The following is a 26411-nucleotide window of genomic DNA, read 5'->3' on the forward strand; positions in this document are numbered from 1 at the left end:
GTTTGGAATTTACAAAGAATTGATTATATGCCCCAAAAGATTAAATTACAATAAACTTTTTTGGATTTTACCCTTAAATTTAAACCCTAGTATCAACCTTTTTGTAAAATTTATCTCTTTCATCTATCTTTTCTTTATTTTTTAGATCGTTTTCAAGATAGCTAATATTATAAATTTCTCTTGCAGATATACTTTTGCCGCTATTTAGGCTGATTAAAAATTTACTCTCAAATTTATTTGATAGGTTGATGATAGCTATTGCTCCAGCATCTTTTAGACTTGTGATCTTGCCATTTTGCATGACGCCGATATCATTGAAATTTAGGCTATTTAGATGCGCATTGTCCATCTTTTTTGCATCTAAATTTACGCTAGTTTTTAGCTCGCTTGGAGTATTTAGTTTGCCAGTGTCATTGTAAAGCTCATTTACGTCTAGCTCTCTGCCGCTATCAAATTTTAGTCTTATCGTGCCATCTTGATTTAGCTTCATAGCTATGACGCTATCGCTATCTCGCAGTGCAGTGGCAGCTGTGGCTTCATTTGTAGTAAAAGCCTTTTTTACCTTTTTTAAATTTGAGATGCTAAAATCAAGCCCAGTTACTTGCTTAAATTCATTTTCCATTGCGATCATCTTAGCGGATCTTGTATCTTCAAGCTTTGATATGTAAGCATCCGCATTTTCGTCAAATTTCTTTAAATTAGCGCTAAGATTTTCTATCATCTTTTCATGCGCATCAAGCTCAGTGTTGTAGTCACTATAAAATTTCATAAAACTATCTTTTTGAAATTTTGTATATGAGAAATTTTCATCTTTTTTGTGCTCTTTGCTTGGCTCAACAATAGGATTAAACTCGCTTAGTCTTGCAGTGTCATCAAAGCCTATTTTTGTGTAAGCGAAATTTTTAAAAGAGCTATCCTTGCCAAAGATATTATTGTGCCTTAGATCGACCCAGCCGTCATTTTGAGCATATTTTTTAAAGAAATTATTTATATCATTTTTGCCTATCTTTTCATATCTATTCTCAGCAGCAAACAAGGTATTTGGATCTGAGGCGTAGTAGGAGTGCCTGTGATCGATCTCTTTTGTATCTACGTAAAGATCGGAACTATTTGTGATTATTGCTTTATGGTTTAGCTCTTCTCTTGTTATTTGATTGTGATTTATAACATTTGTGCTGATAAACTGCCTAAGATCAACTCTAGCCGTGACGTCACTTAAATTTGCTATTTTTTCATTTCCGTCTTTGTCGTATCCTCTTACTTTTAGCTTGTCAAAGAGCATATCTTTTTGATCTAGTGTGCCGTCATTATTGCTATCGAAGCTAAAAAGTGCGCTGTTATTTTCTAGCTTTCCAACGCCTAGCTCTTCTTTATCGCCATAAATGTCTAAAAAGACTTCCACTTCACCATAATTTGTCTTTAGAGTGTTTGATTGGGCGTAGTCGTTTAAGTTTTTAAATTTTGTATTTTCTAAGTAGCCACTTTTTAAGACAGGTAGCATGGCGGCATCATCTGTGGCATTTATATTTTTAAAGTAGGCGTTTTTGCTAAAGCCATTAGAAGGTTCGTCTGAATAAATTTTATTGTTGCTATCTATTAGATTTTGCGAGTAATCTTTTAAAATTTCTTCTGCTTTTTGTATTGCTAGATGTTTGTTGTATTCTTTGATATCAGCTTCAGTTATGTAGATGGTATCTGTTTTATTTGCTTCATAAAGCTCGTTAAACTGGCTTAAATTTACTTTTGAGCTATTTTGATTGCCATGATTTAAAAATCTTTTAGAGAGATTTTGCAAATCATTTAAATTTATAAAATCATACTTTTGCAGTGCAACATTCATCTAAAATCCTTTTAAAGATGTTGCACTTAATATCGGTTAAATTTATAAAATGTTTAAGCTTATAATGGTGCCCGAGGTCGGACTCGAACCGACACAAGGTTGCCCTTATCAGATTTTGAGTCTGACGCGTCTACCAGTTTCACCACTCGGGCTAAGTTAAGATTGAATTTTTAAGTTTGTGAGAAGAAAGAAAAAGGGGAGACTTGCTCCCCGAAAAAGAAAATTATTTCTTTTTACCTTTTTTAGCAGCACCAGCAGCAACTGCTTCTTTAAGTTTTTTGCCAACTTTGAATTTGACTGCTTTGCTAGCAGGAACGTCGATTACTTTCTTAGTTCCAGGAACTCTAGCTTTCCTTGCAGCTCTGTCAGCAGTACCGAAAGTACCAAAGCCTATAAAGCTAATTGTATCGCCTTTTTCAAGAACCGCTTGGATTGTCTCCAAAGTAGCATCAACAACTTTTAGAGTATCTTTTTTTGAAAGACCAGCCTTGTCGGCAACCGCTTGAATAAATTCAGCTTTTTTCATGAACCATCCTTTTAAGAAGTTATGCGGCAATTCTACACTCTTTTAAAAAAAAATACAATACTTTTTCCCTAAATTTAGCTCTTTTTTTGCATTTTTTTAGTAAAAAAGACCAAATTTTGAACTTTCACTCACAAATTTCAAACGTAAGCTCGTTTTTTAGCCCTATCTTTTTCATATCTACAAGCTTTAAATTTTCAAAATTTAGAGCCATTAGCTCATCTTTGTTTGTCACTTTAGCATTTGCGATCTGGCGCAAAACCTCACCTCTATAAGCTTTTGCATGGTGGCTTAATATCTTTTTGTTTTTCAAAAAGCAAAATGTCGTAAATTCTTTTTTTACCACATAAAATTTCTCATAAAATTTAGCTCTAAGATCTAAAATTTCATCATTTTCTAAAAAGCTATCGACTGCCTTGCTAAAATTTTGCTCATAAAATTTACAAATATCAAAGCCAGCTAGCTTTTCGCCTTGCTTTAGTTTGTATTCAGCTATCTCATCTTTTGCCAAAATTGGCCCAAATAAATTTGAAAATATTAAAACATTATTATCTATATATTTTTGAGCCTCAAAGCTTAGCCCGCGGTAGTTTAGGTGTTTGTAGGCAACTCCGTCATATCTTAAGATAGCTTTTATACTACCTTTTTTAGATAGACTTTCTCGCAGTTGCTCGCTATCCTCAAGCTCTTTTAGTCCAAAAAGTTTTTTTATCTCGTCTAAATTTGCGCTTTTTAAAAACTCATCATATCTTTTTAAAATTTCAGCCCTTTTGCTAAAAAGCTCAGAAAATATCAATTTTTTACTATCAAATTTATCATTTGTATTTAGAGAAATTTTGCTTTCGCTTGGTGAGAAGAGGATTTTTAACGCCATTTTCTTTCCTATTTTATATATGTAAATTTTGGCAGATTATACAATAAAACTTTTTTGCACTAAAAAAAATCAAATTTTCACCGATATATCACAAAGCGGAATTATTCTTGCTTAGAGTGAATAAAAATTTAGGGAAAAATTATGAGAATTACAAATCAACTACGTTTTAGTCAGACTTTGCACGACTATCAAAAAAATATGGTTGGCGTAAATAAAAGCTACCAGCAGCTCTCAAATGGACTTAAAATCCAAGATCCATACGACGGTGCTGCAGTTTATAACGATGCGATGAGGCTTGATTATGAAGCGACCACTCTCACTCAAGTGGCAGATGCTACCGGTAAGTCAGTAAATTTTGCAAAAAACACGGACAATGCGCTGCAAGAATTTGAAAAACAGCTTGAAAATTTTAAAACAAAAGTCGTTCAAGCAGCCAGCGACGTGCATAGCACAACGTCTCTTGAAGCTTTGGCAAACGACCTTCAGGGCATCAAAAACCACCTTGTAAATATCGCAAATACCTCTATAAATGGTCAGTTTTTATTCTCAGGTAGTGCTGTGGATACTAAGCCGATCGATGGCTCAGGTAAATATCAAGGCAACCGCGACTATATGAAAACTTCAGCCGGTGCGCAGGTTGAGCTACCTTACAATATCCCAGGATTTGATCTATTTTTAGGAAAAGATGGCGACTACAACAAAATTTTAACAACAAACGTGATGCTAGCTGATCAAACTAGAACTGACATCTCTTATGCGCCAAAATATCTTGATGAAAATAGCAAGATAAAAAATATGATCGGTCTAAACTACGCAAGCGACTCAGTCGTGGGCAGTGATGGCTCTTATAAAGGCACGATCGAGCCAGATTTCGACTTTTTGGATACTTCAAATGTAAATTTCCCTGACACATACTTTTTCATGCAAGGCAAAAAGCCAGATGGCACGACATTTACAAGTAAATTTAAGATGAGTGCTGATACGTCAATGGCTGGTTTGATGGAGAAGATCGGTATGGAATTTGGCAACACAAAGACGACAAAAGTTGTCGATGTGAGCATAAATAACGACGGACAATTTAATATAAAAGACCTTACTAAAGGTAATCAAACGATAGACTTTCACATGGTTGCAGCTACTTCTGTGGCGGCAAATCGTGGTGCGATAGCTCCAAACAATACACTTGATACGGTAAATTCGCTACAAAGCCTTGAAAATATGGCAAATGCTGTGCCAAAAACGGTTCATATAACTGAATTTACAAAGAGCAAATACCTTGATAAAGATGGAAATTTAACAAACGCATTTGACTATGACAAAGTTAGATTTGAGCGAAAAGACAATGAATTAATCGCAAATTTGCCTCAAGTTGCTAGAAGAACAGGCGAGTTTGCAACTGATCAGACAAAGCTAAGCGAGGTCTCTGGCACAAAAGAGAGCTACAATAGAAATTTATACCCAAAAGATGTCGATGCTAGAAAGAGGGAGCTTTACAACATAGATAATCAAGAGATAGGTCTTCAAGTAAAATCAATCACTGGCACAATGTATGACATCAAAGTAAAAATGGGCGAAGCAGGTGGCGTAAATACCCCAGTGCAGTTTCAAATAACATCAACAACTGCTGCTGGCGTGGTATCTCCAACTAGAAATTTGACCGTCTATAACTCAGATGAATTTGGCAGTTACAGAACCTATGCAAGCGACTTTACATATCGTCAGCTAATGGATATCGTAGCGATGGCTGCAAGCGATAATATCCCAAATCCTCCACACGCAGAAAATGCAAACTTTGATACAGATATCGAAAAGGTAAGAAGAGATCAAAACTATAACGCCTATAAAGACGCTTTGTCAAAGACTAAAGGCGCAGTAGAGGTAAATTTAGATGATAAAGGCAGGATGGTTTTAACTGACAAGACAAAATCTGTCACAAATATAGAGCTAACCATGTATGATGCAAAAAATGGAGATATATTTGACGGAGATAGCACTGGCATGAACACAGCTGGTGCTGCAAGCCATCCTCAAGGCAAGGGCTCAGTATTTAGCTTTAATGAAAATAACGCTTTAACTATCGATGAGCCAAGCACAAGTGTCTTTCAAGACCTTGATGATATGATATTTGCCGTTAGAAATGGCTACTATAGAGCAGATGCTAACAATCACGATCCGCGAAATACCGGCATGCAAGGCGCTCTAAAAAGGCTAGATCACTTGATAGATCACGCAAATAAAGAGCTTACAAAGATAGGCTCTCAAACAAAGCTTCTAACTGCGACAAATCAGCGTGCAGAGGTCATGAAAGTAAATGTGTTAACTGTTAAAAATGACGTCATAGACGCAGACTATGCAGAGTCGTATCTTAAATTTACACAGCTTTCACTCTCATATCAAGCTACTCTTCAAGCAAGCGCTAAAATAAATCAACTAAGCTTGCTAAACTACCTAAACTAAAATGATAAATCAGCAGGCCTAGCTTGCTGATTTTTTAAAAATTAAACTCAAGCGTGCTATAATAAGCCTTTTTAACAAAAGGATCTAAAATTTTAAGACATATATTATTTACTATTTTTGTTTGTTTTTTTATATATTTTGGCATCGCTACGGCTGCTCCGACTGCTGATTTTGTAGGCTCACTTGGGCAAAGCCTTGGCGTTTTTAATATTAAATATTTTGGACTTATAGCCTATGTTTATCCATTTTTACTTATCGTTTTAGGCTATTTTGTATATAAAAATTTTAAGAAATTTGACTTTGATTTTGCCCAGTTTGTAGTTGGGATTTTTCTATTTTTTATCGCATTTTTGATGTTTCAAGCGCTAAGTACTTCTGGAGCAAATAGCGGCGTTATAGGCGGCTTTATAGTCTCAGCGCTAAAAGAAGTCATCGGTGCTATCGGCACTGCGGTTGCTATACTTATGATATTTATCATCTCACTTGGACTTGCTTTTAGAGAAAATTTTATCATCGTTTTAAGAAAGGCTTTTGTAGATAAAGAGCCAAATGGCTATGAAGAAAAAAGCAGAAGCGTAAAAGAGGTAAGGGCAAGGCAGATACCAAAGATAGAGCGCAAAAAGCCAAAAGCCGACGAGATAAAAGAAGAAGAGCTTATAGATGCTCAGGTGCTAAATGATGATGAGCCAAATTTAGAGAGCGAGCCAGAATTTGAGCCAGAGCCAGAGATGGAGCCGGCACAAGAGAGCAGACCTGCAACTATAGGCGGGGTTGAAATTTTAAATGAAGTGGCTGAAAACAAAAAACTTCTTGATCAGATAGAGCGCGGCAAGGTCGAAAAACCAAAAGACTTTGTCTTGCCACCGCTTAAATTTCTAAACGACCCTCCAAAGCGCTCGCACAATATAAATGAAGCCGAGATCGATCAGCAAATTTCAAATTTACTCGATAAACTGCGTAAATTTAAGATAGATGGCGACGTGGTGCGAACTTATACTGGCCCTATCGTCACGACATTTGAGTTTCGCCCAGCCCCACACATCAAGGTGAGTAAAATTCTCACTTTGCAAGATGACCTAGCGATGGCGCTAAAGGCTCAAACTATCCGTATCCAAGCGCCGATCCCTGGCAAAGACGTCGTTGGTATCGAGGTACCAAATCAAAATTTAGAGACGATCTATCTAAAAGAAATTTTAGAAAGTGAAGTCTTTAAAAACGCGAGCAGTCCGCTAACCATGGCTCTTGGCAAAGATATAGTGGGCGCTCCTTTTGTGACTGACCTCAAAAAGCTCCCACATTTACTAATCGCAGGTACAACGGGATCGGGCAAGAGTGTGGGTATAAATGCGATGCTTTTAAGCTTGCTTTATAGAAATAGCCCACAAACTTTGCGCCTAATGATGATTGATCCAAAGATGCTTGAATTTAGCATATATAACGACATCCCACACCTTTTGACGCCTGTTATCACAGAGGCTAAAAAGGCGATCACAGCACTTTCAAACATGGTCGCTGAGATGGAGCGAAGATATAAGATAATGAGCCAAACTCGCACAAAAAATATAGAGAGCTACAACGAAAAGATGAAGAGTGAGGGCGGCGAGCAATTCCCATACATCGTCGTGATCATCGATGAGCTAGCCGATCTTATGATGACTAGCGGCAAGGACGTGGAGCTTTACATAGGCCGTCTAGCACAGATGGCAAGGGCTAGTGGCATACACTTGATAGTTGCCACTCAGCGCCCAAGTGTCGATGTCGTGACTGGCCTTATAAAGGCAAATTTACCAAGCAGGATAAGCTATAGAGTAGGGCAAAGGATCGATAGTAAGGTCATCCTTGATCAAATGGGTGCTGAGAGCTTGCTAGGACGCGGGGACATGCTATTTACACCTCCTGGAAGCCCTGGCGTGATCAGGCTTCATGCGCCATTTGCGAGCGAAAAAGAGATCGAAACGATCGTAAATTTCTTAAAAGAGCAACAAGACGTGATCTATGACGAGAAATTTCTAGCAGAAGAGGGCTCTAGCGCAGGCTCAGCTGCTGGCACACTAGGCGAAGAAGAGCTTGATGAGCTTTATGAAGAGGCAAAAGAGATCATCTTAAGCGAGCAAAAAACTTCGATCAGCTACCTACAAAGACGCTTAAAAATAGGCTACAACAAAGCTGCAAATATAATCGAACAGATGGAAAAAATGGGCGTGTTAAGCCCTGTAAATGCAAAAGGCCAGAGGGAAATTTTGTAGCTGATTTTTGTGTATTTGTTTTAAATATATACCAAATTTTAAATTTTTGTGTTTTTAAATTTTTGAAAAGTCTTGACAAAGCGCATTAAAATCTATATAATTACAACTCTTAAAAACATTGGGGTATCGCCAAGCGGTAAGGCAACTGGTTTTGGTCCAGTCATTCAGAGGTTCGAATCCTCTTACCCCATCCACTTTTAAAAATCCCAAACAACTCTTATCGCGGAGTAGAGCAGTGGTAGCTCGTCGGGCTCATAACCCGAAGGTCGGCGGTTCAAATCCGTCCTCCGCAACCAATTTTTACTAATAAATAGCTAAATTATCATAAGCACACTAAAAAATAAAGAAAGTTAAAATGCAAATTTTTGATACGGCAAATTTACTATCCACTATGTTGCTAGCGTTTTTTAGCTTTGCGCTGCCTATTATAATATTTGTCATTTTGATAAATTTAATGGCGAAATTTATAAGACGAAAGCTGCATCAAAAATCTTACGTAAAATTTAACCAAAGAAATATAGCTGATACGTTTAGCGCAAACTTTTGCTGAGGGCATAGCTTACGCTTATGAAAAAAGAGTGCCGATAAAAGAAGATGTCTATTGTGATTTTTACATACCAAAAGGCAAGATTTATATAGAGTTTTGGGGCTTAAAAGATGATGAGGCATATCTAGAAAGAGAAAAAGATAGAGCTTTATAAAAAATATAATTTAAATTTAATAGAGATAGATAACGACAAGATCGGCAATTTAGACGATCATCTGCCAAGAGAGCTTTTGAAATTTGGTGTGAGTTTAAATTTATAGAAAAAGGGGCAAGCGCCCCTATGATTATTTTAGTGTTTGGATGTATTCTGCAACTGCTTTGATGTCGTCGTCGCTCATTGGAGTAGCGATAGGCTTCATCATAGCGCCAAGACCAAATTTATTTGCTCCTGTTTTGTAGCCTTTTAGAGCTGCTTCGATAGCTGCTGCATCAAGTGATGTTAAAGCTGGAACTTTGTTATTGAAAACTTTTTCAGCTTTAGCGCCATGACAGGCGACGCATTTTTTATAGATAGTAGCGCCATCTGCAGCGAAAGCAGCAGTTGAAAGTAGTGCTGCAACACTTGAAACGATTAGTAGTTTTTTCATTTGTCATCCTTTTTAAAAAACGTGCCGGCATTATAATACAAAAATGTAAATTTGCAAGGGGCGGGTTAAAATATTTTGGCTATAATCACCAAATGATAAAAGAAACAGCCAACAAAGCACTTTTTTTAGACCGAGACGGCGTCATAAACGAAGACGCTGGATATGTTTGCGAGATCGAAGATTTCAAATTTATTGATGGCATTTTTGATGCGTTAAGAGAATTTGCTGGAGCTGGCTACAAGCTCTTTGTCGTGACAAATCAATCAGGCATCGGCAGGGGCTATTACACGCAGGAGCAGTTTGACGCTCTAAATAAATTTATGCTTGAAAGCTTTAAAAAAGAGCAGATTTTTATCACCAAAGTCTATTTTTGCCCGCACGCTCCAGAGCAAAAATGCACCTGCAGAAAACCAAATCCAAAAATGATACTTGATGCTTGCAAAGAGTTTGACATAGACCTTGAAAGCTCGCTAATGATAGGTGACAAGCCAAGCGACGTCGAGGCTGGCAAAAGGGCTGGTGTGGGCAGAAATTTCTTGCTTGATGGCATAAATTTTAAAGATGTAAGAGATGTTTTAAATAAGCTAAAAAAGGAAAAATCACTATGAATTTAAACGGAAAAAAGATAGTTATAACTGGCGGCGCTGGCTTTATCGGCTCAGCTTTGGCGCACTATTTTGATGAAAACTATAAAGACGCTCACGTGCTTGTCGTGGATAAATTTAGAAACGACGAGACATTTAGCAACGGCAACTTAAAAAGCTTTGGCCATTTTAAAAATTTACTTGGCTTTAAAGGTGAAATTTACGCTGGCGACATCAACGACCCTAGCACGCTTGAGAAGATAAAAAGCTTTCGCCCAGACGTCATCTACCACGAAGCAGCGATCTCAGACACGACCGTAAAAGAGCAAGACGAGCTAATAAAAACAAATGTAAATGCCTTTGTAAATTTGCTCGATATCTGCGAGAGTCTGGGCGCAAAGATGATCTACGCTAGCTCAGGGGCGACTTACGGCAACGCAAAGAGCCCGCAAACCGTTGGCGAGTGCGAAGCGCCAAATAACGTTTACGGCTTTAGCAAACTAAGCATGGATAATATCAATAAAATTTACGCAAAGCGCGGCGTGAGCGTGGTTGGACTAAGATACTTTAACGTCTTTGGCAAGGGCGAGTTTTTCAAAAACAAAACTGCCTCGATGGTGCTTCAGTTTGGACTTCAAATTTTAGCTGGCAAGACCCCAAGGCTCTTTGAGGGCAGCGACCAGATCAAACGCGACTTTGTCTATATAAAAGATATCATTGACGCAAACATAAAAGCGCTTGATGCGCCAAGTGGCGTCTATAACGCAGCTACTGGCAAGGCTAGAAGCTTTCAAGATATCGCTGACATCTTACAACGCGAGATCGGCGTAAATTTAGGCAACGAATATATCAAAAACCCATTTATCGGCTCATACCAGTTTCACACAGAGGCCGACGTGGCCCCAGCTCGCGAGGCATTTGGTTTTAGTGCGACTTGGAGCTTAGAAGAGGCGATAAAAGACTACTTGCCAGAGATAAAGAGAATTTATAAGGAAGAGCTAAATGGCTAAGAGAGTTAAAATTTTAGTCGTCGGTGACCTCATGCTGGACCACTACATCTGGGGCAGCTGCGAGCGCATCTCGCCTGAAGCGCCTGTGCAGGTCGTAAAGATAAATAACGAAACCTACACGCTTGGTGGCGCTGGTAATGTGGTGAGAAATTTACTCTCTCTTGGCGCAAATGTGAGCGTAGCTAGCGTCTTAGGAGATGATGAGGCTGGTAAAAAGATAAAAGAGAAGCTTGCTGAGCTAAATGTAAAAGATGAGCTGATCCTCACTGAAAAAGGGCGTGAAAGCTCGATAAAAAGCCGCATCATGGCATCTCATCAGCAAGTTGTCAGGATCGATAAAGAGAGTGTTGTAAAGATAAATTTAGAAGATGAGCTTGTCTTGAAAGTCAAAGAAAATCTTGCAAATTTTAAGGCCGTCTTGCTAAGTGACTACGGCAAAGGCGTGCTTAGCGAGAAGGTTTGTCAAGAGATCATAAACGAGTGCGTGAAGCTAAAGATCCCAGTTCTTATCGATCCAAAAGGCAGCGACTACTCAAAGTATAAAAACGCAACTCTTCTAACGCCAAATAAAAAAGAGGCGAGCGAGGCTACAAATTTAAAGATAAAAGATAAGGCTGAGCTTGAAAAGGCGATAAAACAGCTAAAAGACGAGCTAAATTTAACCTATTCGATCATTACGATCTCAGAAGAGGGCATCGCGCTATATGACGACAGGCTGCACATCTTTGCTGCCAAGGCAAAAGAGGTCTTTGACGTCACTGGCGCTGGAGATACGGTGCTTGCCACACTTGGCTACATGCTAGCAAATGGGGCTGACATAAAAGAGGCGATAAAGATAGCAAACCTCGCAGCAGCCGTCGTCGTGGCAAAGATAGGTAGCGCAACGGCTAGCTTTAGCGAGATCGAGCAGCTGATAAATAGCTCATTTGGAGCAAATTTTGAGCACAAGCTTAAAAGTGTTGAAGAGTTAGAAGAAATTTTGAGCCAAAAGGGCAAGAAAAAGGTCGTTTTCACAAATGGCTGCTTTGATATCTTGCACGCTGGGCACGTAAAATACCTAGCGCGAGCAAGAGAGCTTGGCGATCTTTTGGTAGTTGGGCTAAACTCGGACGCTTCAGTTAAGAGGCTAAAAGGCGAGGCTAGGCCTATAAACTCGCAAGATGATAGAGCCTGCGTGCTAAGCGGGCTTGGATTTGTTGATTATGTCGTGATATTTGATGAGGATACACCTTTAAATTTGATAACAAAGATAAAGCCTGACGTGCTTGTAAAAGGGGCTGATTATAAAGACAAAGAGGTCGTTGGCAGCGAGATCGTAAAAGAGGTCAAGCTAATTGACTTTGTAGAGGGCAAAAGCACAACAGGGATAATAAAAAGGATAAAAGATGCTAAAAACGATGATAAAAAATGAGCTTGAGGCTCACCAAAAGACCTTTAGCGAGCATGTAAATTTGCTTGGTAGCTTGGAGCGTGCTTGCCAGATGGTGGCTGATACGCTAAAAAATGGCAAAAAGGTGCTCATTTGCGGTAACGGCGGCTCTGCGGCGGACGCTCAGCACTTTGCAGCCGAGCTAACTGGCAGATATAAAAGCGAGCGCCAGCCACTTCCTGGCATCGCGCTAACTACTGATACTTCGGCACTTACAGCCATTGGCAACGACTACGGCTTTGACTACGTTTTCTCACGCCAGTTTGAGGCCTTAGCTCAGTCAGGCGACTTGCTCGTGGCGATCTCAACTAGTGGCAACAGCAAAAATGTCCTTGAAGCTATAAAAAGTGCCAAGAAAATGGGCGTATCAGTGCTTGGACTTAGTGGCAAAGGAGGTGGTGCGATGAATGAAGGTTGCGATCTAAATTTAGTCGTTAGCTCAAGCGATACAGCAAGAATTCAAGAGTCGCACATCTTTTTCATACACACGATCTGCCAGGCTGTGGACGAGGCTTTTAGGGGCTAAAATGCAAGAAGCGATGGATAAATTTTTAAGTGATCCTAGCGAGAAAAATGAGGTAAATTTGATATCGGCTTTAAAAAAGGCTACTTTTTTTGCTCCGGTGCTTTTAAACCAAGCGCTCGCAAAGCCTGATGGCGGCGTAGTTTATGAGGAGGAGGGCTCAAATATCAAATTTATCCTACTTGAAGATGAGGGCGAGAAGCTTAGCTATTTTCCGGCATTTACTAGCAAAGAGGCGATGAAGCTTTGGCGAAACGACAGCGAGCAAGAGAGCATTGAGATAGGGTTAAAAGAGTATCTTGCGATGCTAAAAGAGAGCAGTTATGCTGGCGTCGTGGTGGATGCTTTTAGCTATGACTTTGTGCTAAAAAGAGAGCTTATAGAGAAAATTCTTGGCTGAAATTTTATAAAAACATTATAAACGTGCATTTATTTGCCCTTAGAAAGTTTTTATCAATTTTTAGCTAAAATCCCTCAAGCTAAATTTAAGGATAAAAATGAAAGACAATCTACTTGAATTAACTCAAGATATCGCTTCAGTTGATATCGAAGATTCTATAAAAAATAGCTATCTTGACTACTCTATGAGCGTCATCGTCGGACGTGCTTTGCCTGACGCTAGAGACGGACTAAAGCCAGTTCATAGAAGAATTTTATACGCTATGGATAACCTCGGCGTTGGCAGCAGAAGTGCCTATATGAAGTCAGCTCGTATCGTCGGTGAAGTCATCGGTAAGTACCACCCACACGGCGACACAGCGGTTTATGACGCACTTGTTCGTATGGCTCAGAAATTTTCTATGCGCTATCCAGTCGTTGATGGACAAGGAAACTTTGGCTCGATTGATGGCGACAGCGCAGCTGCGATGCGTTATACCGAAGCTAGAATGACCATGCTTACTGAAGAGCTTTTAAAAGATATTGACAAAGATACGGTTGATTTTGTACCAAACTACGATGATAGAGAGGTTGAGCCAGATGTTTTGCCTAGCCGTGTGCCAAATTTATTATTAAACGGCTCAAGCGGTATTGCTGTCGGTATGGCGACAAATATCCCACCACACAGCCTTGATGAGCTAATAGATGGTCTTTTGCTACTTCTTGAAAACAAAGAGGCGACACTTGAAGAGGTGATGGAATTTATAAAAGGTCCAGACTTCCCAACTGGCGGTATCATCTTTGGTAAAAAAGGCATCATAGAGGCCTACCGCACAGGTCGTGGCAGGGTCAAACTAAGAGCCAAAACTCACATAGAAAAAAAGCCAAACAAAGATGTCATCGTCATCGACGAGCTACCATATCAAACAAACAAAGCAAGGCTCATCGAGCAGATCGCCGAGCTTGTAAAAGATAAACAGATAGATGGCATCAGCGAGGTTAGAGATGAGTCTGACAAGGACGGTATCCGTGTAGTCATCGAGCTAAAACGCGACGCTATGAGCGACATCGTGCTAAATAACCTATTTAAATCAACCACGATGGAGAGCACTTTTGGCGTTATTATGCTTGCTATTAATAACAAAGAGCCAAAGGTATTTAACCTTATCGAGCTACTTAAGCTATTTTTAAATCACAGAAAAACCGTTATCATTAGAAGGACGATATTCGAGCTTGAAAAAGCGCGCGCAAGAGCCCACATCTTAGAGGGTCTAAAGATCGCACTTGATAACATCGACGAGGTGATCGAGCTTATTAGAAATAGTGCTGATACAGCCGTTGCTAGAGAAGGCTTGATGAGTAAATTTAACCTCTCAGAGCTTCAAGCAAATGCTATCCTTGATATGCGTCTAAGCAAGCTTACAGGCCTAGAGAGAGAAAAACTAGAGGCCGAGCTAGCCGAGCTTATGGCTGAGATTGCAAGACTTGATGAAATTTTAAAGAGCGAGACATTGCTTGAAAATTTGATCAAAGAAGAGCTTCTTGAGATCAAAAATAAATTTAAAGTGCCAAGAGTGACTGAGATTGTTGATGACTACGATGATATCGACATTGAAGACCTCATACCAAATGAAAATATGGTCGTAACCATAACTCACCGCGGCTACATCAAGCGTGTGCCAAGCAAGCAGTACGAGAAGCAAAAACGCGGTGGCAAGGGCAAAGTAGCGGTCACGACATACGATGATGATTTTATAGAGAGCTTCTTTACTTCAAATACTCACGATACGCTTATGTTTGTGACTGACCGCGGACAGCTCTACTGGCTAAAAGTCTATAAGATCCCAGAGGGAAGCCGCACAGCAAAGGGCAAAGCGGTTGTAAATTTGATCCAGTTGCAGCCTGATGAGAAGATCAAAGCGATCATCCCAACGACTGACTTTGACGAAAGTAAATCTCTGGCATTCTTCACTAAAAACGGCATCGTAAAACGCACAAATTTAAGTGAGTTTAAAAACATCCGCTCAGTTGGCGTAAGAGCGATAAGCCTTGATGAGAACGACGAGCTAGTAACTGCACTCATCGCTCAAACATACGATGATATGCCAGTAACTGACCCTGAAAATGAGCTAAGCGTAGAGACAGAGGTGCTTGAAGTTGAAGAGCTTCAAAACGAGATCGACGAAGATAATGTAAATGCCGAAGAGGACGCAAACTCAGGCGATGAGACAATGCTGTTTGTCGTTACTAAAAAGGGTATGTGCCTTAAATTTAAGATCAGCAAGGTTCGCCAAATGGGTAGAACTGCACGCGGCGTAACTGGTATTAAATTTAAAGAGCCAGGCGATGAGGTCGTAGGCGCAGCAGTCATCGAAAGCAATGATCAAGAAATTTTAAGCATATCTCAAAAAGGTATCGGCAAGCGCACAACAGCTGATGAGTACCGCTTGACAAACCGCGGCGGCAAAGGCGTCATCTGCATGAAGCTAACAAGCAGAACGGGCGATCTAGTGGGCGTTGTGATGGTTGATGAAGAGCAAGACCTCATGGCTCTAACATCAAGTGGCAAGATGATAAGAGTCGATATGCAAAGCATCCGCAAAGCAGGACGTAACACAAGTGGCGTGATCGTCGTAAATGTAGATGGCGATGATGTCGTAAGTATCGCAAGATGCCCTAAGGCAGATGATGGCGAAGATGAGGAAGAAGCACCAAGCGAAGATATGGGGCTTTTGGAATAAATTTTGCTATTAAATTTTAAATAAAAGCATAAAAAAGGTTGTTTATGAAGGTTAAAATTTTATCTTTTGCTTTGATGATTGCTATTTTTGGCGGCTGCTCATTTAACGGCTTTATGGGCGAGCCAACTAGCACATCAAACCGCAACGTAGTCATCCAAAAGGTCGATAAAGACGATCTTAGAGAGGTGATGAAAAAAGAGAAGATGATATATGATAGCGCTCCAAGAGAGACCACTTTTAGAGCCACAGGCGAGGGTATAGCTCCGCTAAATTCGCTCTCATATGCTCAGTCAGTCACTCTTGCAAAAAGAGCGGCGATGGCTGATGCTTATTCTCAGCTTGCAGGCAAGCTTTACGGCGTAAAGATCAATGCTGAAGACACCGTAAGAGATGCGATGCTAAACGACTCATCTATCACTTCAAAGGTTCAAGGTCTTGTCAAAAACGCAAGGATCGTGAATGAAAATTTCAAAGACGGGCTTTATAAGGTAAATATGGAGCTTAAGATAGACGAAGATAAGTGGCGAGAAGTCTTTTCTTACTAACGATACTTTTAAATTTCGCCTTTTGCCTGGAGGAGTTTATCTTCTGGGCGAAGGTCGATACGAAAAATCAAATAGTTGCCTTTGAAGAAATTTCATTTTCTAAGGCGATGACTTTAACACTAAATCCAAAACCAAAATTTCTTTGCCAGATAGACGCTTTTAAAGATGAAAATACCACAACTCTTGGCTTTTTAAATTTACACAAAGATGAAATTTTTGACTGCTTTGCCTTAAAAAAAGTGATGATAAAAAATGAGCTAAATGTCAAAAATGCGCAGGTCACAAATGCTTCAAATTTGAAAATTTTGCCAGTTAGATTTATGGTGGAATTTAAGCCAAAATCCGCTATCATCGGCACACTTCAATAAAAAAGAGATCAAATGAATATCGTCATAGTAGAAGATGACATCAATATGCGAAAGTCGCTTGAGATCGCGCTTGGCGAGTACGACGAGCTAAAGATCAAGAGCTATAAGAGCGCAGTTGAGGCTCTAAAAAAGATGAGCGACGACACTGATCTAATAATCACCGACATAAACATGCCACAAATGGACGGACTTGAGTTCATTAAAGAGCTAAACGGCAAATTTGACGTCATCATAATGACTGGAAACGCCACACTTAATAAGGCGATCGAGAGCGTTAGGCTCGGTGTGAAGGACTTTTTAACCAAGCCATTTGACGTCTCAACGCTATATGAGGCGATAAAAAGGGTAGAGGCGCTAAAACAAAAAACCCCAAAAAGCATAAAAAAAGTTGAAACTAAAAGCGAAAATAACGGCTTTTTAGCCACTTCAAAGGCGCTTGAAGCTACGCTAAATATCGCACTAAAAGCTGCAAGAACTGACGCCTCAGTCATGCTTAGTGGTGAAAGTGGCGTTGGTAAGGAGGTCTTTGCTAAATTTATCCACGCAAACTCACCTAGAAAAGATGCGGCATTTATCGCTTTAAATATGGCTGCGATACCTGAAAATTTGATAGAAAGTGAGCTTTTTGGCTTTGAAAAGGGCGCATTTACTGACGCAGCTACTACCAAAAAAGGGCAGTTTGAGCTGGCAAATGGCGGAACGCTATTTTTAGATGAGATCGGCGAGATGCCTATAAATTTACAGCCAAAATTGCTTCGTGCCCTGCAGGAGCGTGAGATAACAAGGCTTGGCGCTACAAAGAGCGAAAAGATAGACGTTCGCATCATCTGCGCTACAAATGCAAATTTAGAGCTTGCGATGAAAGAGGGCAGGTTTAGAGAGGATCTTTTCTACCGCCTAAACACGATCCCGCTTTTCATCCCGCCACTTCGCGAGCGAAAGGATGAAATTTTGCCTATCGCGCAGGATGCTTTGGACAAATGCTTCAAAGAGTATGGCTTTGAGGCTAAAAATTTCTCAAAAGCAGCCAAAGAGGAGCTTTTGGGCTATGACTATCCAGGCAACATAAGGGAGCTCATCTCGGTCGTGCAGCGTGCGGCGATACTAAGCGAGGGCGATGAAATTTTGCCAAAAGATCTATTTTTGCAAGCGAGAAGTAAAAAATAGGTAAAAATTTAAGTTTTTGGCTAGTAAAATTATGCAAATTAAGAAAATTAAAAGAAACCAAGGAGAGCAGATGAGAAAATTTAACGTAGCGGTCGTTGGTGCTACTGGTGCGGTCGGCGAAGAGCTTTTTAGAGTTATGGAGGAGGTTGATTTCCCAGTTGGTGAGCTTTTGCCACTTGCAAGCGCAAAGAGCGTTGGCATGGAGATCGAATTTAAGGGCAAACACTACAAAGTAAAAGAGCTAACCGAGAAAGTTTTTAGCGAGCACGAGATTGATATCGCATTTTTTAGTGCAGGCGGCTCAGTTTCAGAGAAATTTGCTAAATTTGCAGCTGACAGCGGCGCAGTTGTCATCGATAATACCAGCCATTTTAGGATGGATAAAGATATCCCGTTAGTCGTGCCTGAGTGCAACCCAAGTGACATTGCCATGTGGAAAAACCGCGGCATCATCGCTAATCCAAACTGCTCAACCATCCAAATGGTGCAAATTTTAAAGCCACTAAATGACGCTTTTGGCATCAATAGGGTCGATGTTTCTACCTATCAAGCAGCAAGTGGCGCTGGCAAAGAGGGCATGGAGGAGCTTGTTGTTCAGATGCAAAAGTTTTTTGAATTTAAGCTTGATGAGTGCGAGCCAAAGGTCTTTGCACACCGCCTAGCGTTAAACGTGATCCCACACATCGACGTTTTTTTGGATAACGACTATACAAAAGAAGAGATGAAAATGGTCAATGAAACGCAAAAGATTCTTCACAAAGATATCGAAGTGAGCGCGACATGTGTGCGTGTGCCAGTGCTTAGAAGCCACTCTGAGGCGATCACTATCCATTTTGACAAAGACGTGAGCGCAGATGCGGCAAGAGAGGTTTTAAGCAAAGCTCCAAGTGTCGTCGTAGTCGATAATCCGGCTAAAAAAGAGTATCCGATGCCTACTATCTCAAGCGATACAAACGAGACTTACGTTGGCAGGATCAGGGTTGATAACTTTAGATCAAATGTGCTTCACCTTTGGTGCAGTGCCGATCAGATCCGCGTTGGAGCTGCGACAAATGCCGTCAGGATCGCACAAAAATGGATATCGATGCAGGAGTAGTTTGCATTAAAATTAATTGCGATTTTGCACCTAAATTTTAAGGAAAAAACTATAAAATACCCCCCCCCTTTTTTTTTAAATTTCACAAAAAGGGTTTTTATTGCGTAAAATATTTGAGAGAATTTTGCTTGCAAGCAACAGTTTCACGCTTTTTCCGGTAGTCTTTGGACTTTTAGGTGCGATCGTGCTTTTTATCATCGCAAGTTATGATGTCGGCAAAGTGCTTTTAGAGGTTTATAAATATTTCTTTGCTGCAGATTTTCACGTTGAAAATTTCCACTCAGAGGTCGTTGGCGAGATAGTTGGAGCGATCGATCTTTACTTGATGGCGCTTGTTCTTTATATATTTAGCTTCGGAATTTACGAGCTTTTCATCTCAGAGATCACACAGCTAAAGCAGTCAAAGCAGAGCAAGGTGCTTGAAGTGCATTCGCTTGATGAGCTAAAAGACAAGCTTGGCAAAGTGATCGTCATGGTTTTAATCGTAAATTTCTTCCAAAGAGTGCTTCATGCAAACTTCACAACTCCGCTTGAGATGGCTTATCTTGCGGCTTCTATCCTCGCACTTTGCCTTGGACTTTACTTCCTTCACAAGGGAGATCACTAAAATTTTAAGCGTTTTTACGCTTAAAATTTCTTCTACATCTTTTCTTTAGCTATTTTTGGATAATATCCATTTAAAAATTTAAAGGAAATTTGATGATTTTCATAGACGCTTGCCTTAAAAAACCGACCCCATACACGCCTGTTTGGATGATGCGCCAAGCTGGTAGATATCTGCCAGAATATATGGCTGTAAGAGCTAAAGCAGGGGACTTTTTATCGCTTTGTAAAGACTATAAAAAGGCTAGCGAGGTCACGCTTCAGCCAGTTGAAATCCTGGGCGTTGATGCGGCGATTTTGTTTAGCGATATCCTTGTCGTGCCTCTTGAAATGGGCATGGATCTGCGCTTTGAAAAGGGCGAGGGACCAGTTTTTACAAAGCCTTTGCGTGATGAGGCCGCACTTGATGCGCTTAGTATCGAAAGATCGGCTAAAAGCTTAGCATACGTCTATGATACGATCAAGCTTACAAGAGAAAATTTGGCTAAAGATAAGGCGCTAATTGGCTTTTGTGGCGCGCCATGGACGATAGCTACATATATGATAGAGGGTGGTGGCAGCAAAAACTATGCGATCTGCAAAAAAATGCTCTATCAAAATCCAGAATTTTTACATCAAATTTTAGAAAAAGTGACGCAAGCGCTCATCCTTTACGTCAAAGAGCAAATAAAAGCAGGCGTAAATGCGGTGCAAATTTTTGATAGCTGGGCGGCTGCACTTGAAGAGCAGGCTTATTTTGAGTTTGGGTTTAGCTATATAAATAAGATAGTTGATAGCGTCAAGGCTGAGTTTCCAGAGATCCCGATCATCGTTTTCCCAAAAGGTATAAGCGGCTATCTGGATAAAATTTCAGGTAAATTTGACGTTTTTGGCGTTGATTGGAGCACACCGATCGAGCTAGCAAAAGAAAAACTTAGCCCAAGATACGTCCTTCAAGGCAACATGGAGCCAACAAGGCTATATAGCAAGAAGGCGATCGATGAGGGCGTAGATAAAATTTTAAGCACGATGAAAGGCGCGCCACATATTTTTAACCTTGGCCATGGGATCTTGCCTGATGTGCCAGTTGAAAACGCAAAATATTTTATAAAAGAGGTTCAAAGAAAAAGTGCAAGATAGCACTATCATCTTTGGACCGATAAATTCTCGCCGTTTTGGCATGAGCCTTGGTATCGATCTAAGCCCAAAGCAAAAATCATGCAATTTTGACTGCGTTTATTGCGAGCTAAAGGGCGCAAAGCCGGTTGAAGAGATAGAAAATCCACCAAGTGTTAATGAAATCATAGGCGCTTTAAAAGAAGCTTTAAAAGCTCATCAAAACATCGATGTCATCACGCTTACAGCAAATGGTGAGCCAACTCTTTATCCGCACTTAAAAGAGCTGGTGGCAAAAGTAAATGAGATAAAAGACAAGGCAAAAACTCTCATCCTAAGCAACGGCTCATGCGCGAGAGATCAAAAAATTTGTGAAGCCTTGCAAGGGCTTGATATAGTGAAATTTAGCCTTGATAGCGCAGTGCAAAGCACATTTAAAAAGATAGACCGCAACAAAAGTGGCATAGAAGTAAATGAACTTATAAAAGCAATGGCTAAATTTCGCAAGGAATTTAAGGGTGATCTTGTGCTTGAAATTTTGGTCGTGGCTGGATTTAACGACAAAGAAGAGGAATTTATAGCACTTAATGAGGCTATAAATGAGATAGCCCCACACCGAGTGGATGTGGGCACGATAGATCGCCCGCCAGCTTACAACGTAAAAGGCGTTGATGCTAGTAGGCTTGAAGAGCTAGCAAGCAAGATAAATGGCGTACCAGTCACCATAGCTAGGGCTCACAAGATAGAGCAAAAGTATGAATTTAGCAAGAGTGAAATTTTAGCCATGCTAGAGCGCCGTCCGCAAACTACGGCAAATGTCGAAGAAAATTTCTCAGAGCACTCAAAGCAAATTTTAAGCAGCCTTTTGCAAGACGGCGTGGTTTTTCAAACTAACGTTGCTGGCGTTAAATTTTATAAATTAAGATGATAGATGAAGCGAATTTTAACTATACAAGACATCTCGTGCGTGGGCAAATGCTCGCTCACAGTCGCACTTCCCATAATCAGCGCCCAAGGCATCGAGGCGTGCATCTTGCCAACGGCACTGCTCTCAACTCACACTGGCTTTAAAAATTTCACTTTTCGTGATCTAACTGATGAATTTGACGCTATAACGCAGGTTTGGCACAAAGAGGGCATCAGCTTTGATGGAATTTACACTGGATTTTTAGGTAGTTTTAGGCAGCTTGAGCTTATAGGGAAGGTCTTTGCTGAGTTTGATAGTGGCTCTTTGCTAAGGCTTGTGGATCCTTGTATGGGCGATAATGGCAAGCTCTATCACGGCTTTGATGAGAAATTTGTTGCAAAGATGAGAGAGCTTTGCACAAAGGCACATGTCATCACGCCAAACATAACTGAGGCAAGTTTTATGTGTGAAAAGTCATTTTTAAGCGAGGGATATGGCGAAGATTACATTTTAGAGCTACTTGAGGGCTTGGCTAGTTTTGGCGTGCAAAAGATCGTTTTAAAGGGCATTAGATACAAGCAAAATGAGTGTGGTATCATAGCTTATGATACAAAGACGAAAGAAAAAGTGGAGTATTTTCACGAGTATTTGCCTTTTCATGCAAGCGGCACTGGAGATATCTTCGCTTCAGTGCTTTTTGGCTCGCTTATAAATGGCGAAAGCATGCAAAATGCTATCAAAAAGGCAGCAAATTTTGTGTTTGAGAGCATCAAGATCACGCTAAAAGATAATAACCGCACAAGCTATGGTGTGCAGTTTGAAAAATTGCTTGGTATGCTAACAATTAAGTAGCGTATCTACTTGTTTAGAACTTTTAACAAAACAGGTATATGGCAAAGATCTATATCTTTGCTTGCTGTTAAAAGTGCTATATCTCCATACTCTTTTTCTAATTTTTTTAGCATTTTAAAACATGATTTTGCTTTTTCATTGTCAAGCTCATGCTCAAATTTATCACAAAACTCATCAAATCTGCCCTCTCTATCTTCATGAAACCACTCTCTTAAAGCAGGACTAGGAGTAATGTCCTTTAGCCAAAGAAAATTTGAGAATATTTCTTTTCTTATACCTCTTGGATATAACCTATCAACAAAGGCCGCCTTCATATCTAAACTGTCATCTTTGATAAAATCATAAATTCTATAAGCTTTAAACATGTTTTAGATTTTAGTACTGTGAAGTTTAGAAAGTAAAAATTTTATAAAATTAATTATTATTTTTTATTTTTATCTAAAAACACTGGCTCTTTGGCAGTCTTCGTTTTATTTTTGTTAAGTTTTGTTCATTGCTGTAAAGAATAACCATTTAAATAAGATTACAAAATTTATTTTTGGATTTTATTGTAATTTTGTAATCTCACAAAGATTTAAAAGAAAGGTTAGATAGTGGTCTGATTTTAAAATAAAAATCAAATAGTTTTTTGCCTTATAATTTGTGTTGATATTTTAGTAAAAACACTTGTAGTAAGAAGCAAATAAATTTAAATTTAAAGCTCATTTCGATAAAATCCCAACATAAAGATCACTAAAAAAGGTTACTATTATGAGAGGCTATAAAATTTTCTCAGGCACCGCAAACATCGAGCTTTCTAAGAAAATTTCGCAATATTTGTCGCTTCCACTCAGCGAAGCTAGCATTAAAAGATTTAGCGATGGTGAGATCAGCGTGCAAATCGGCGAAAGCGTGCGTGGGAAAGATGTTTTTGTCATCCAGCCAACATGTGCCCCAGCAAATATAAATTTAATGGAGCTTCTTATCTTAACTGACGCTTTAAAACGCAGCAGCGCAAGCTCTATAACAGCGATCGTGCCGTATTTTGGCTACGCTAGACAAGACAGAAAAGCAGCCCCTAGAGTGCCGATCACTGCAAAACTAGTGGCAAATATGATGCAAACAGCAGGCATCGACAGGGTCGTTACGATGGACCTTCACGCAGGACAAATTCAAGGATTTTTCGATATCCCAGTGGATAACCTTTATGGAAGCATCATCTTTAACGACTACGTAAAAGCTAAAAATTTACCAAATCCAGTCGTCGCAAGCCCAGATGTAGGCGGCGTGGCTCGTGCTAGAGCCTTGGCAAAAAATCTAAATTTATTAGATATGGTCATCGTTGATAAGCGCCGCGAGAAAGCAAACGAGAGCGAAGTGATGAACGTTATCGGCGATGTTAAAGGCAAAGATGTGATCTTGGTCGATGATATGATCGACACCGCTGGCACCATCGTAAAAGCAGCTGAGATTTTCAAAGAGCGTGGCGCAACTAGCGTAATGGCGTTTTGCACGCATCCAGTGCTTAGCGGACCAGCCTATGATAGGCTAAAACTTGGCTTTTTAGACGAGCTAGTGGTGACTGATACGATCCCATTAAAAGAAGAACTCCCTTGTATAAAAGTGCTAAGCACAGCTTCACTCTTTGGTGAAGTGATACGCCGTGTTTATCACAACGAAAGCGTAAATAGCTTGTTTTAACTAAAAAATTTTGGCTTTAGCTTTACAGTAAAAGGCTTAAGCCAAAATCTCCTTTTTGTAATTGCTTGACCCAAAATTTAACCTTAATAGATCAAAATTTATAGTAAATAAATAGCCTCTATTTATCGCTGGGAGCTTTAAAATTCTAGCTTTTTCTTTAAATATTTTTGGCATTACGGCTTTACAAAATGGCGTTACTAAGATAAATGCACCAGCGTAGCCAACGGCGATTTTGCCACTTAGTACCACGCTTGTTTGCTTTGCTAAATTTGCGCTTAGTTCATCTTTTTGAGCCTTACTTAAAAGCACATTTAGCTCTTTTGCCGCCATATCGACGCCCCTAACGACGTTACTATCATTTTTTATAATGAAAATTTCATCATCCATTTTTGTGATATTTGGCAGCAAAATTTGCCTATCAGCCTCCAAAAACTCAAAGCTTCTTTTCACACCGCTAAAGTACTCGTCCAAAAACGGCTCGCTAAAATTTAGTCTTACAAAGCTTCTTTTAAGCTTGCCCTCTAAGTTTGTCTCATCGACGAAGTAGCGCAAACCTCGCTCGTCAAGGTAGTTTTGAAGCTCTTTTTTGCGTAAATTTAAAAGCGGTCTAACCAGCCAAAAGTGCTCTCTCCTCTCAAGCTCGCTCATACCAAAGAGCTCTTTTAGCCCAGCGCCCTTGCCAAGCTGCATCAAAAACCACTCAAATTTATCGTCAAATTGATGCGCTAGGATCAAATTTTTATAGCCATATTTTTGGCAAATTTCACCAAAAAACTCATACCTCGCCTCACGCGCGTTTTTTTCAAAATTTGACCTACCTAATTTTACGCTTTTTATGTAGATTTTTTTGCCAAATTTGCTAGCAAGATCTTTGGCGCTTTCAACTTCAAATTTACTCTGCTCTCTGGCGTTGTGATCGACTATGGCTAGATCAAATTTGACCCCAGCCTCGTGTAGAATGTAAAAAAGTGCGGTGCTATCGATGCCGTGCGAGAAGGCAAGCAGGTTTGCGCCCAAGCTTAGCCTATCAAGCACATTTTGGCTTATCATTTTGCTTTTTTAATGATGGTGGCGACTAGTTTTTGATCAACCACGTCGCTGACCTCACAAAGGTAGAGCGAGCCGATCTCAAGCTCCTTTACGTCGCTTTCATTTATTAAAATTTCGCCGTCTATATCTTTGTCCCAAATATCTTTTTTGGCTGCGTAAAACATCTCGCCCTCGCTACTAATGCCCTCAAGCGATGCGTAAATTTGCTTGCCAAGCTCTTTTTGAAGGCTCTCATTTATCGCTTTTTTGGTGATCTTTTCTATCTTGCTTAGCCTTTTTGAGATGATCTTAGCTGGGATTTGCTCCATTTCAAAAGAGGCTGTGTCTTCTTCTTTTGAGTAGGCAAAGGCGGAAATTCTATCAAATTTAAACTCTTCTAAAAACTCGCAAAGCTCCTCAAAATCCTCCTCGCTCTCGCCTGGGTGTCCCACGATGACGCCAGTTCGTAAGAATGAATTTTTGGCATTTCTCATCAAATTTAAAAGCTCTTTTATCTTTTTAGCACCACTTCCACGCTTCATTATCTTTAGCATATTTTCGCTGATGTGCTGGATGGGCATGTCAAAGTAGTTGTGAAAGATAGGTGAAGCGATGATGCGCGAAATGAGCTCCCTACTGGTCGTGCTTGGGTAGAGGTAAAGTATCCTAGCACTCCTTACGCCTTCTATCTTTTCTATCTCATCTATTAAATTTATTAGCCCGTCGCTAACGCCATGATCGCGCATGTATGAGCTTGAGTCTTGGGATAAAAAGCTAAAGTCGTAGTAGTCTTTTTTAACCAAATTTTTGACCTCATTTACGATGTTTTCAAGCGAGCGTGATTTTAGTTTGCCCTTAAATGTCGGTATCGCGCAAAAGCTACATTTTTGGTTACAGCCCTCTGAAATTTTGATGTAGGCGTGGTAGTTTGAGCCAGTTATCACACGCTCTTCGTTTGCTTGCAAGTAGGTTTCTGGGCTAAATAAATTTTGCTTTTTCAAGATGATCTCGTCGATCTTGTCATAATCAGCCACGCCGGTAAAGAGATCGACCTCTGGCAGTTCTTTCATAAGCTCATCTTTGTAGCGCTGCATAAGACAGCCAGTCACTACCAGCAAAGAGCCATTTTTGCGAGCTTCGTGCATCTCAAGTATGGTTTGGATGCTCTCTTCTTTGGCGGATTTGATAAAGCCGCAGGTATTTACGATGATGACGTCTGCGTCGCTGATATCGTCTGTGATATCGTAGTTTTGCAAGCGTCCTAGCATGATCTCTGAATCAACTAAATTTTTATTACAACCAAGCGAGATTAGATGAAGTTTTGGCATTT

The 26411-nt window shown here is 40.0% G+C and carries 26 protein-coding genes and 3 tRNA genes; 21 read left to right on the forward strand and 8 right to left on the reverse strand.

Annotated elements, in window-relative coordinates:
- Window positions 1-79: 79 nt before the first annotated feature.
- The 4 genes from CVS89_RS04590 to CVS89_RS04605 form a co-directional block, all read right to left on the reverse strand.
- Window positions 80-1840: a response regulator gene (locus tag CVS89_RS04590; RefSeq protein ID WP_107847825.1), complete on the reverse strand. Its 1761-nt coding sequence runs from the start codon at window positions 1838-1840 to the stop codon at window positions 80-82.
- 65 nt (window positions 1841-1905) lie between these two features.
- Window positions 1906-1992, reverse strand: a tRNA-Leu gene (locus CVS89_RS04595).
- Window positions 1993-2063: 71 nt separating this feature from the next.
- Window positions 2064-2366, reverse strand: a complete 303-nt coding sequence (locus CVS89_RS04600; protein ID WP_012001719.1) for an HU family DNA-binding protein — start codon at window positions 2364-2366, stop codon at window positions 2064-2066.
- Between the two features lie 124 nt (window positions 2367-2490).
- On the reverse strand, window positions 2491-3237 hold the full coding sequence (locus CVS89_RS04605; RefSeq protein ID WP_107847826.1) for a YaaA family protein: 747 nt from the start codon (window positions 3235-3237) through the stop codon (window positions 2491-2493).
- Window positions 3238-3378: 141 nt separating this feature from the next.
- Here CVS89_RS04605 and CVS89_RS04610 point away from each other — a divergent pair, with 141 nt between their 5' ends.
- The 6 genes from CVS89_RS04610 to CVS89_RS10140 all read left to right on the forward strand — a co-directional run bounded on the left by CVS89_RS04610 (window position 3379) and on the right by CVS89_RS10140 (window position 8641).
- The gene (locus CVS89_RS04610) at window positions 3379-5694 is read left to right on the forward strand and encodes a flagellin (RefSeq protein WP_107847827.1); all 2316 of its coding nucleotides are present in this window, start codon (window positions 3379-3381) and stop codon (window positions 5692-5694) included.
- A gap of 143 nt (window positions 5695-5837) precedes the next feature.
- The gene (locus CVS89_RS04615; protein ID WP_429827712.1) at window positions 5838-7940 is read left to right on the forward strand and encodes a DNA translocase FtsK 4TM domain-containing protein; all 2103 of its coding nucleotides are present in this window, start codon (window positions 5838-5840) and stop codon (window positions 7938-7940) included.
- A gap of 119 nt (window positions 7941-8059) precedes the next feature.
- Window positions 8060-8134 (forward strand) — tRNA-Gln (locus CVS89_RS04620).
- Between the two features lie 27 nt (window positions 8135-8161).
- Window positions 8162-8236, forward strand: a tRNA-Met gene (locus CVS89_RS04625).
- A 59-nt stretch (window positions 8237-8295) separates the two neighbouring features.
- A complete protein-coding gene (locus tag CVS89_RS04630) occupies window positions 8296-8490 on the forward strand; it encodes a hypothetical protein (RefSeq protein WP_103613974.1) in 195 nt (64 codons plus the stop codon).
- Window positions 8491-8518: 28 nt separating this feature from the next.
- Window positions 8519-8641 carry a hypothetical protein gene (locus CVS89_RS10140; protein ID WP_258030881.1) on the forward strand — a complete coding sequence of 41 codons (123 nt, stop codon included), beginning with the start codon at window positions 8519-8521 and terminating at the stop codon, window positions 8639-8641.
- Window positions 8642-8771: 130 nt separating this feature from the next.
- Here the strand turns inward: CVS89_RS10140 and CVS89_RS04640 are convergent, their stop codons facing one another.
- Entirely contained in the window at window positions 8772-9074 is a 303-nt protein-coding gene (locus tag CVS89_RS04640) for a c-type cytochrome (protein ID WP_087582377.1), read from the reverse strand.
- A gap of 35 nt (window positions 9075-9109) precedes the next feature.
- Here CVS89_RS04640 and gmhB point away from each other — a divergent pair, with 35 nt between their 5' ends.
- The 14 genes from gmhB (at window position 9110) to CVS89_RS04710 (ending at window position 22372) form a co-directional block, all read left to right on the forward strand.
- On the forward strand, window positions 9110-9682 hold the full coding sequence (gene gmhB, locus CVS89_RS04645) for a D-glycero-beta-D-manno-heptose 1,7-bisphosphate 7-phosphatase (RefSeq protein WP_343218509.1): 573 nt from the start codon (window positions 9110-9112) through the stop codon (window positions 9680-9682).
- Window positions 9679-10668, forward strand: coding sequence for an ADP-glyceromanno-heptose 6-epimerase (gene rfaD / locus CVS89_RS04650; RefSeq protein ID WP_103589400.1), 990 nt, complete (start codon window positions 9679-9681; stop codon window positions 10666-10668). Before gmhB ends, rfaD begins: the two co-directional genes overlap by 4 nt.
- A complete protein-coding gene (gene rfaE1, locus CVS89_RS04655; protein ID WP_107847828.1) occupies window positions 10661-12079 on the forward strand; it encodes a D-glycero-beta-D-manno-heptose-7-phosphate kinase in 1419 nt (472 codons plus the stop codon). Before rfaD ends, rfaE1 begins: the two co-directional genes overlap by 8 nt.
- Window positions 12054-12623 carry a D-sedoheptulose 7-phosphate isomerase gene (gene gmhA, locus CVS89_RS04660; RefSeq protein WP_103639896.1) on the forward strand — a complete coding sequence of 190 codons (570 nt, stop codon included), beginning with the start codon at window positions 12054-12056 and terminating at the stop codon, window positions 12621-12623. The genes rfaE1 and gmhA overlap by 26 nt, the downstream gene beginning before the upstream one ends.
- A gap of 1 nt (window position 12624) precedes the next feature.
- Complete coding sequence (locus CVS89_RS04665; protein WP_107847829.1) at window positions 12625-13020, forward strand: SseB family protein; 396 nt, start codon at window positions 12625-12627, stop codon at window positions 13018-13020.
- Between the two features lie 97 nt (window positions 13021-13117).
- Window positions 13118-15739, forward strand: a complete 2622-nt coding sequence (gene gyrA / locus CVS89_RS04670; protein WP_107804905.1) for a DNA gyrase subunit A — start codon at window positions 13118-13120, stop codon at window positions 15737-15739.
- A gap of 44 nt (window positions 15740-15783) precedes the next feature.
- Window positions 15784-16284, forward strand: a complete 501-nt coding sequence (locus CVS89_RS04675; RefSeq protein WP_002939671.1) for an LPP20 family lipoprotein — start codon at window positions 15784-15786, stop codon at window positions 16282-16284.
- Window positions 16260-16652, forward strand: coding sequence for a hypothetical protein (locus tag CVS89_RS04680; protein WP_021083593.1), 393 nt, complete (start codon window positions 16260-16262; stop codon window positions 16650-16652). Before CVS89_RS04675 ends, CVS89_RS04680 begins: the two co-directional genes overlap by 25 nt.
- Window positions 16653-16664: 12 nt before the next feature.
- The gene (locus CVS89_RS04685) at window positions 16665-17819 is read left to right on the forward strand and encodes a sigma-54-dependent transcriptional regulator (protein ID WP_107847830.1); all 1155 of its coding nucleotides are present in this window, start codon (window positions 16665-16667) and stop codon (window positions 17817-17819) included.
- Window positions 17820-17889: 70 nt separating this feature from the next.
- The gene (locus CVS89_RS04690) at window positions 17890-18915 is read left to right on the forward strand and encodes an aspartate-semialdehyde dehydrogenase (protein ID WP_107847831.1); all 1026 of its coding nucleotides are present in this window, start codon (window positions 17890-17892) and stop codon (window positions 18913-18915) included.
- Window positions 18916-19015: 100 nt separating this feature from the next.
- Window positions 19016-19522 carry a YqhA family protein gene (locus CVS89_RS04695; protein ID WP_021087398.1) on the forward strand — a complete coding sequence of 169 codons (507 nt, stop codon included), beginning with the start codon at window positions 19016-19018 and terminating at the stop codon, window positions 19520-19522.
- Between the two features lie 92 nt (window positions 19523-19614).
- Window positions 19615-20637, forward strand: coding sequence for a uroporphyrinogen decarboxylase (gene hemE / locus CVS89_RS04700; protein WP_107847832.1), 1023 nt, complete (start codon window positions 19615-19617; stop codon window positions 20635-20637).
- Window positions 20627-21541: a radical SAM protein gene (locus tag CVS89_RS04705; protein WP_107847833.1), complete on the forward strand. Its 915-nt coding sequence runs from the start codon at window positions 20627-20629 to the stop codon at window positions 21539-21541. The genes hemE and CVS89_RS04705 overlap by 11 nt, the downstream gene beginning before the upstream one ends.
- A gap of 3 nt (window positions 21542-21544) precedes the next feature.
- Window positions 21545-22372, forward strand: a complete 828-nt coding sequence (locus tag CVS89_RS04710; protein ID WP_107847834.1) for a pyridoxamine kinase — start codon at window positions 21545-21547, stop codon at window positions 22370-22372.
- A gap of 5 nt (window positions 22373-22377) precedes the next feature.
- On the opposite strand, the gene CVS89_RS04715 is transcribed toward CVS89_RS04710, so the two are convergent.
- Window positions 22378-22737, reverse strand: a complete 360-nt coding sequence (locus CVS89_RS04715; RefSeq protein ID WP_103589733.1) for a DUF488 domain-containing protein — start codon at window positions 22735-22737, stop codon at window positions 22378-22380.
- Between the two features lie 385 nt (window positions 22738-23122).
- Between CVS89_RS04715 and CVS89_RS04720 the strand changes: the two genes are divergently transcribed.
- Window positions 23123-24052 carry a ribose-phosphate pyrophosphokinase gene (locus CVS89_RS04720; RefSeq protein ID WP_004317514.1) on the forward strand — a complete coding sequence of 310 codons (930 nt, stop codon included), beginning with the start codon at window positions 23123-23125 and terminating at the stop codon, window positions 24050-24052.
- A gap of 36 nt (window positions 24053-24088) precedes the next feature.
- Here the strand turns inward: CVS89_RS04720 and tilS are convergent, their stop codons facing one another.
- Window positions 24089-25102, reverse strand: a complete 1014-nt coding sequence (gene tilS / locus CVS89_RS04725; protein WP_107847835.1) for a tRNA lysidine(34) synthetase TilS — start codon at window positions 25100-25102, stop codon at window positions 24089-24091.
- Entirely contained in the window at window positions 25099-26409 is a 1311-nt protein-coding gene (gene rimO, locus CVS89_RS04730; RefSeq protein ID WP_107847836.1) for a 30S ribosomal protein S12 methylthiotransferase RimO, read from the reverse strand. The genes tilS and rimO overlap by 4 nt, the downstream gene beginning before the upstream one ends.
- Window positions 26410-26411: the final 2 nt, after the last annotated feature.

The organism is Campylobacter concisus, from assembly GCF_003048615.2.
Classification (GTDB): Bacteria; Campylobacterota; Campylobacteria; order Campylobacterales; family Campylobacteraceae; genus Campylobacter_A; species Campylobacter_A concisus_C.